This window comes from uncultured Nitrospira sp., from assembly GCA_902500695.1.
GTDB lineage: Bacteria > Nitrospirota > Nitrospiria > Nitrospirales > UBA8639 > Nitrospira_E.
On the sequence record CABVRQ010000040.1, the window covers coordinates 1 to 5561 of the forward strand.

At 49.3% G+C, this 5561-nt stretch carries 7 protein-coding genes; 5 read left to right on the top strand and 2 right to left on the bottom strand.

Annotated features, from left to right (window positions below; translation table 11 throughout):
* The coding region (locus tag AAH187_RS11215) for a DUF502 domain-containing protein (protein WP_342348546.1) at positions 1-428 on the top strand (428 nt) is incomplete at its 5' end.
* 314 nt (positions 429-742) lie between these two features.
* On the opposite strand, the gene AAH187_RS11220 is transcribed toward AAH187_RS11215, so the two are convergent.
* Both AAH187_RS11220 and AAH187_RS11225 read right to left on the bottom strand, forming a co-directional pair.
* On the bottom strand, positions 743-985 hold the full coding sequence (locus AAH187_RS11220) for a hypothetical protein (protein ID WP_342348547.1): 243 nt from the start codon (positions 983-985) through the stop codon (positions 743-745).
* A 245-nt stretch (positions 986-1230) separates the two neighbouring features.
* The gene (locus AAH187_RS11225) at positions 1231-1683 is read right to left on the bottom strand and encodes a NirD/YgiW/YdeI family stress tolerance protein (RefSeq protein WP_342348548.1); all 453 of its coding nucleotides are present in this window, start codon (positions 1681-1683) and stop codon (positions 1231-1233) included.
* Positions 1684-1995: 312 nt separating this feature from the next.
* Between AAH187_RS11225 and AAH187_RS11230 the strand changes: the two genes are divergently transcribed.
* The 4 genes from AAH187_RS11230 to AAH187_RS11245 form a co-directional block, all read left to right on the top strand.
* Complete coding sequence (locus AAH187_RS11230; protein WP_342348549.1) at positions 1996-2781, top strand: hypothetical protein; 786 nt, start codon at positions 1996-1998, stop codon at positions 2779-2781.
* A 442-nt stretch (positions 2782-3223) separates the two neighbouring features.
* Entirely contained in the window at positions 3224-3571 is a 348-nt protein-coding gene (locus AAH187_RS11235; protein ID WP_342348550.1) for a PepSY domain-containing protein, read from the top strand.
* A 28-nt stretch (positions 3572-3599) separates the two neighbouring features.
* Complete coding sequence (locus AAH187_RS11240; RefSeq protein ID WP_342348551.1) at positions 3600-4271, top strand: response regulator transcription factor; 672 nt, start codon at positions 3600-3602, stop codon at positions 4269-4271.
* Positions 4261-5561, top strand: a 1301-nt coding sequence (locus tag AAH187_RS11245) for a HAMP domain-containing sensor histidine kinase (protein WP_342348552.1), incomplete at its 3' end; no start/stop codon positions are given. The genes AAH187_RS11240 and AAH187_RS11245, both read left to right, overlap by 11 nt.

Below are 5561 nucleotides of genomic sequence, written 5' to 3' on the forward strand. Positions count from 1 at the left end.
TTCTGGTCACGGTTGGGTTAATCACCTTGACCGGCCGGTATGCGTCCACGGTGTTTGTGCAAAAAATGTTAGATGTGTTGGAACGGGTGTTGGTCAAGGCGCCGTACGTCAAAATTCTGTATACCTCGCTCAAGGATCTGATCGCGGCGTTTATGGGAGAAAAGCGTCGGTTCGACCAGCCGGTGTTAGTGACTCTGAACCCCAATGGATATGGAAAAGCTTTGGGATTTCTGACGCGAAGCGATTTGCAATTCCTTGGCTTAATGGACCATGTGGCGGTTTATTTCCCACAAGCCTATAACTTTGCAGGCCATTTGCTGATATTTCCCAAAGAGCAAATCCGCCCGCTGGAAGTGGAAAGCGCGGATGTCATGGCGTTTATCGTGTCCGGAGGAGTCTCCGGGAGGCAAAATGGGGAAGGGGTATAGGCACCAAGGAAATTTCCTTTATGAGAATGGGAGTGAAGAAGTCTGTGGTAATTTTATTGACGGGATTTAGGATAACCAGACAATTTTTCTGAAGGAATGTGTGTTTCGTTCACACATTAATCCCCCCTATCCCTTGTTACTCAAGAATTTGCGAAATCACCCTCTGCCCTAGTTAGGCCGCTAAAATATTCATGACACCCAATTCCAAGAACGCAAGGTGCAAAATCTAAAAAGCAGGGCCATCACGAATGATGGAAAGATAGCCTCTTGTAGTCTCATTCTCTATACGACCTCCATCAGCAGGTCTATGGAATCTATCCATCCTGCGAAAATTCACAGCAGGGTTCTTCGAGGAATTTCCACGCAATGATGGTTCTGGTTTTGGGTGTGACCTTCAATTCAACCCATGTGCCCTCCGGATCACGAGCTTCAACGACATACCATTGATCATCATACAGAATGCTAAAAACCTGATAACGCTGTTCTTGAAGCCAGGTAAAGATTTGTCCGGGTGTATACCAGGCATGGGTTCCGCCAGGCATGTAGAAATTGCTCATATGTCCTCCTTGGTTGGCCGCATCTACGAAGATATTCTGATGGTAAATACCGCTATACCGTCCTGATGTTCATGCTCAACGTCTCAACCGTTGAGTAAGATCGGCTCGGTTAATCTGCTGATCCCACTTGCCATGTCGGACCCCCGATTACGAAAATGCATTCAGGATCAACATCCCGGCGATTCTGTTGCTCACACCCTCCACCAATTGATGGAGGGTGTGAAGCCTTGCTAGACCGTTCCTCCTTAATGCAGTTGAAGCAGGCTTACGCTCTGACCTGAAGTCGGCATACCGTCAATTGGGTTGTGATCGGAATGGTCCGGTTGCAACCGGCTCAGGTCCGGACTTGAGACGTTCTCCGTCTCGATTTGTTTCACCTCAATTTCCGTCGTCCCCCATTCTCGATCGATTTCTCCCGATACCCGCAGGATGGTTTCCGGATTGACGGTGACATTTCCCCAATCTTCATGATCGATTTCGACGATCATTGTCCCAGTAGCATCCTGAAAAAGGTAGCGTTCTTCTCCTACTTGGCGAAGGATGGTGCCGCTAAGCATCACCCAGGAATCATCAACCGCCTCTTGAGCGGCAGATACAGTCGTAATGCCAGGCGTTCCTGGTCCCTGGAATTGCGCCCAGAGAGTGAGAGTACTCAATAAAAGAAATCCGACGGTCATGAAGATAATGTGTTTGCTCATGATGTTTCTCCTTGGTTGAAAAAGGTTTGACGTGTAAGGCACCTAAGACTTGTTTCAGCTGATAGCCCAATCACTCATCCCACCAACAACACCCCACGAATGATGGGTCCGTTGATCTCACCGATTATTCCTTAAACCTCCTTTCGTTGGCTCTCAAGCCTGTCATTATTCTTTTGGGATTGTACCCCCAGCATCCTGAAGCCACGCTGAAAATGCATTTCAGCCTGGCTTAAATGTTGGATCGTTAGGGTGCGATTCCAGATAGGGGCAGAATTATGAATTTATGGAGAAAGGACGGAGAGAAAATTAGGAATGAACACTTCAACAATTTCAGTCTGGTTTCTTCTTCTTATGACTTTTTCGAATATCACCCATGCCTCTGAACGTGGAACATATAGCGACTCTCCTCGTCTCCCCGAGCCCATGGTTTTTGATTTGGTGTTACCCTTGGGAGCCCACAAAAATGAGTACGAGTTCAATGCCCTGTTTCAATATGATTTCAAAGACGATGCCATGAGATTCAATCCTGAATTCGAGTACGCCTTTGCAGATGGCTATGGGATTGAATTTGAATTACCGATGCAAAACGGTGTCGTGAAAGCCTATAAACTGGGATTACAAGGCACATTTAATTTTCTCCGAAATAGTCGGTTTATTCACGGGTGGCAATATATTGGTGAATACCATAGGCATCTTTCACGGTTTGAAGATGCGAGTGGAGAGTTTGAAGATGATCCTGGAGAGTTTAAAGGTGGTGGAGGGTTTGAGAATGACCTGCTCTACGTATTTGGATATCAGTTCAATAGGCATTGGAGTATGCAGAATATGACGGGATTGCGTCTTACGGACATCGGGTCTCACGGGCATCTTGAGGGATTGGTGAATGGAAACCTTAATTATTCATTCTCGAAAACTTTTCAAATGGGATTAGAGATGAATTGGGAATCTCGACCAAAGCGCCCTGATTTAATGATAGTGATGCCCCAACTGCATGTTCGTTTAGCCAAACATACGAAGATACAATTCGGATTCGGGATGGAAAGCACAGAACATCAGAATTTTCCAGTCGCTGCTGCACGGATTATTTTTGGGTTCTGATATTTCGTCGATGCACTCCTAGAATGCGCAGTTTGACAAAGCCTTCTTGAAATCCCTCAACGTATATCTGGGAGGGATGATGAGGAGTGGGGACTGGAGGGGAAAAGTTGAAAGGTATTTAATCCGAGGGTGGGCTTCTTATCGGTGGAATCAATTCGACCCATGGATTGTCGGGGTCCTGGGCCTCCTCACGCCCTATTCGTCGTCCTCGATGGCCGTTCTTGCTGTCTATTGGCTGCGAGATGACCCACCCTACCGACTACCGTTCATGGCGTGTTGTTCCTCTGAGAGTGTTTTTTGTGAATGATGATAGATAAGGTATTTCTTATATCCTGAGATTGCCCTTAACAGAATTTTAAGCTTGGCGTAAGGTTGGTCATGATAAGATTCTGTTCCAGAGAGTTTTTCCTGTATGGCCGCAAAGGGAAAGGAGGGGGAGGAAATGAAAGTTGATCGGCAGAAAATATCCGAAAACGAGAGGATTGTATTACCGTGGATCTTCGGGGTTATTATCGGACTGTTCGGATTTCTCCCACCAGCTTATCCGGATGACGACATTCCCGGGTATCAACAATTAAAGGCCGAAGTGGTTCCTGTCGAGCAATTGTTCCAAAAGGTGCAAAAAGAGTTTGAGGGAATAATTCTTGAGTTGGAATTAGAAGAGGAGGCTTTGCGCTGGGTCTATGAGGTCAAGTTACTGACCCCTCAGGGTAATGTACTGAAAATCGACTACGATGCCAAAACGATGACGGTTCTCACGGTCAAAGGTCAGCGAGACCATTCACCGTGATGAGGACCGTTTGCCCCAGGTTGATCCCATGAGGGTGCTCGTTGTTGAAGATAACCCACAGGTGGCCAGGCAAATTGCCGATGCGCTGCAGCGCGGCGCGTATGCCGTGGATGTGGCCTCTGATGGGGAGCAAGGGGAGTTCTTCGGCCAGTCGGAATCCTACGACGCGGTGATTCTGGATTTGGGTCTTCCGAAATGTGAAGGCTTGACGGTGTTACAACGTTGGCGTCAAGCGGGACGTACGATGCCTGTCCTTATTTTAACGGCGAGGGATACCTGGCGGGAAAAAGTGTTGGGTTTACGGGCTGGCGCGGATGATTATCTGACGAAACCCTTTGAGCTTGAAGAGGTTGTGGCTCGAATAGAAGCGCTCATTCGGCGGGCTGCGGGCCACGCCAGCGCCGTTCTGACGTGGGGTTCGGTCACCCTCGACACCAGTAGCCAACGGGTGACCGTTCACGATCAACCCTTGGAATTGACTGCGCTGGAATTTCGTACCTTATCGTATTTTCTCCATCATCCTCACGCCATCATATCGAAGACCGAACTCACGGAACATATCTACAACCAGGACTTTGATCGGGATTCTAATGTGATTGAAGTCTTAATCAATCGATTAAGAAAGAAGCTAGGGGCTTCGTTTATCAGCACTCACCGGGGTAAGGGATACCAACTCACCGAGTTCGACCATGAAGCGTAACACGCTGGCCCTGCGCCTCCTGATTTTATCGAGCGTGTGGGTGGTACTGACTCTTGTGGTGGTCGGGGTGCTGTTAATGCTTCTGTTTCGCTCCCATGTGGAACGCCGATTTGATGACTTCATGTTTGATCAGCTCAAGGGCAACATTGCGGCCAGCGATATTTCTACCAGGTCGGGAGTGTTAGAGATGACCTGGACGCCTTCCAATCTTCGCTTTCACCGGCCTTTATCCGGTTGGTATTGGCAAATTCTCGAAAACGGGAAATTGGTCGCCCGCTCCCGCTCCCTGTGGCAGCATACCCTTGAGGTCACCGATCCGGGCATCGGGACCGGTTTACAGGTCCAGGCTCTCAGAGGGCCCGAGGGAATGGCGTTACGCGGCCTTGTTGAAAATGTCACCTTGCCCGATTCAGAAGCCTCATTTACGTTTGTGGTGGCCGGTCCCGTTTCCAATATTGATCAGGATGTCCAGGAATTTTCCAAAATGTTGTTGATCACGCTGACGGCATTGGGGGTAGGATTAGTGAGTGCCGTTTTCTTTCAGATTCGGATCGGGTTACGCCCGCTTTCCCGGTTACAACAGGCCTTGGCGGAAACCCGATTGGGGAAAACAGCCAGGCTTCCGGAAAGTTTTCCAGGGGAAGTGCAACCCGTTGTCTCGGAGCTGAACGCGCTCCTGGATCATAATGCGGCTCTCCTTGAGCGAGCTCGAACCCAAACCGCGAATTTGGCTCATGCGCTAAAGAATCCTTTAACGGTCCTGACGAATGAGGCCCGTGCCATGGAAGGGGAACAGGGGAGCCTGATGGGAGAACAACTGAAGAACATGACCCACTCGGTGCATCGGTATCTCTCACGGGCCAGAGCGGGGGGAGCGAATCGATTCACGGGTATCCGAACGCCTGTCGGGACCATAGCCGAGGATCTGCGTTTTTCGATGGATCATCTTTACAAGGGCAAAGCTCTCAACATTCATTTGATAGGACTGGAGGAGGTCTATTTCCATGGCGATGTCCAGGATTTAGAAGAAATGTTGGGCAATGTCATAGACAACGCCTGCAAATGGGCCAAGAGAGAAGTTCAGATTCGTGGAGAGCGGGCCGGGGACAAATGGCGGGTCGTTGTTGATGATGATGGTCCTGGTATCCCCGAAGGCCAGGAAGCTGTGGTCATTCAACGAGGACGCAGGCTTGATGAAGCCACACCGGGTAGCGGCCTGGGGCTCGACATCGTCTTTGATATTGCCGTGCTGTATGGCGGCTCCTTGCATCTGGAGCGATCCCCGTTGGG

Coding starts and splice junctions, on each gene's coding strand:
- AAH187_RS11235 (WP_342348550.1), top strand. CDS start 3,224: ATGAAAGTTGATCGGCAGAAAATATCCGAAAACGAGAGGATTGTATTA.
- AAH187_RS11225 (WP_342348548.1), bottom strand. CDS start 1,683: ATGAGCAAACACATTATCTTCATGACCGTCGGATTTCTTTTATTGAGT.
- AAH187_RS11240 (WP_342348551.1), top strand. CDS start 3,600: ATGAGGGTGCTCGTTGTTGAAGATAACCCACAGGTGGCCAGGCAAATT.
- AAH187_RS11230 (WP_342348549.1), top strand. CDS start 1,996: ATGAACACTTCAACAATTTCAGTCTGGTTTCTTCTTCTTATGACTTTT.
- AAH187_RS11220 (WP_342348547.1), bottom strand. CDS start 985: ATGAGCAATTTCTACATGCCTGGCGGAACCCATGCCTGGTATACACCC.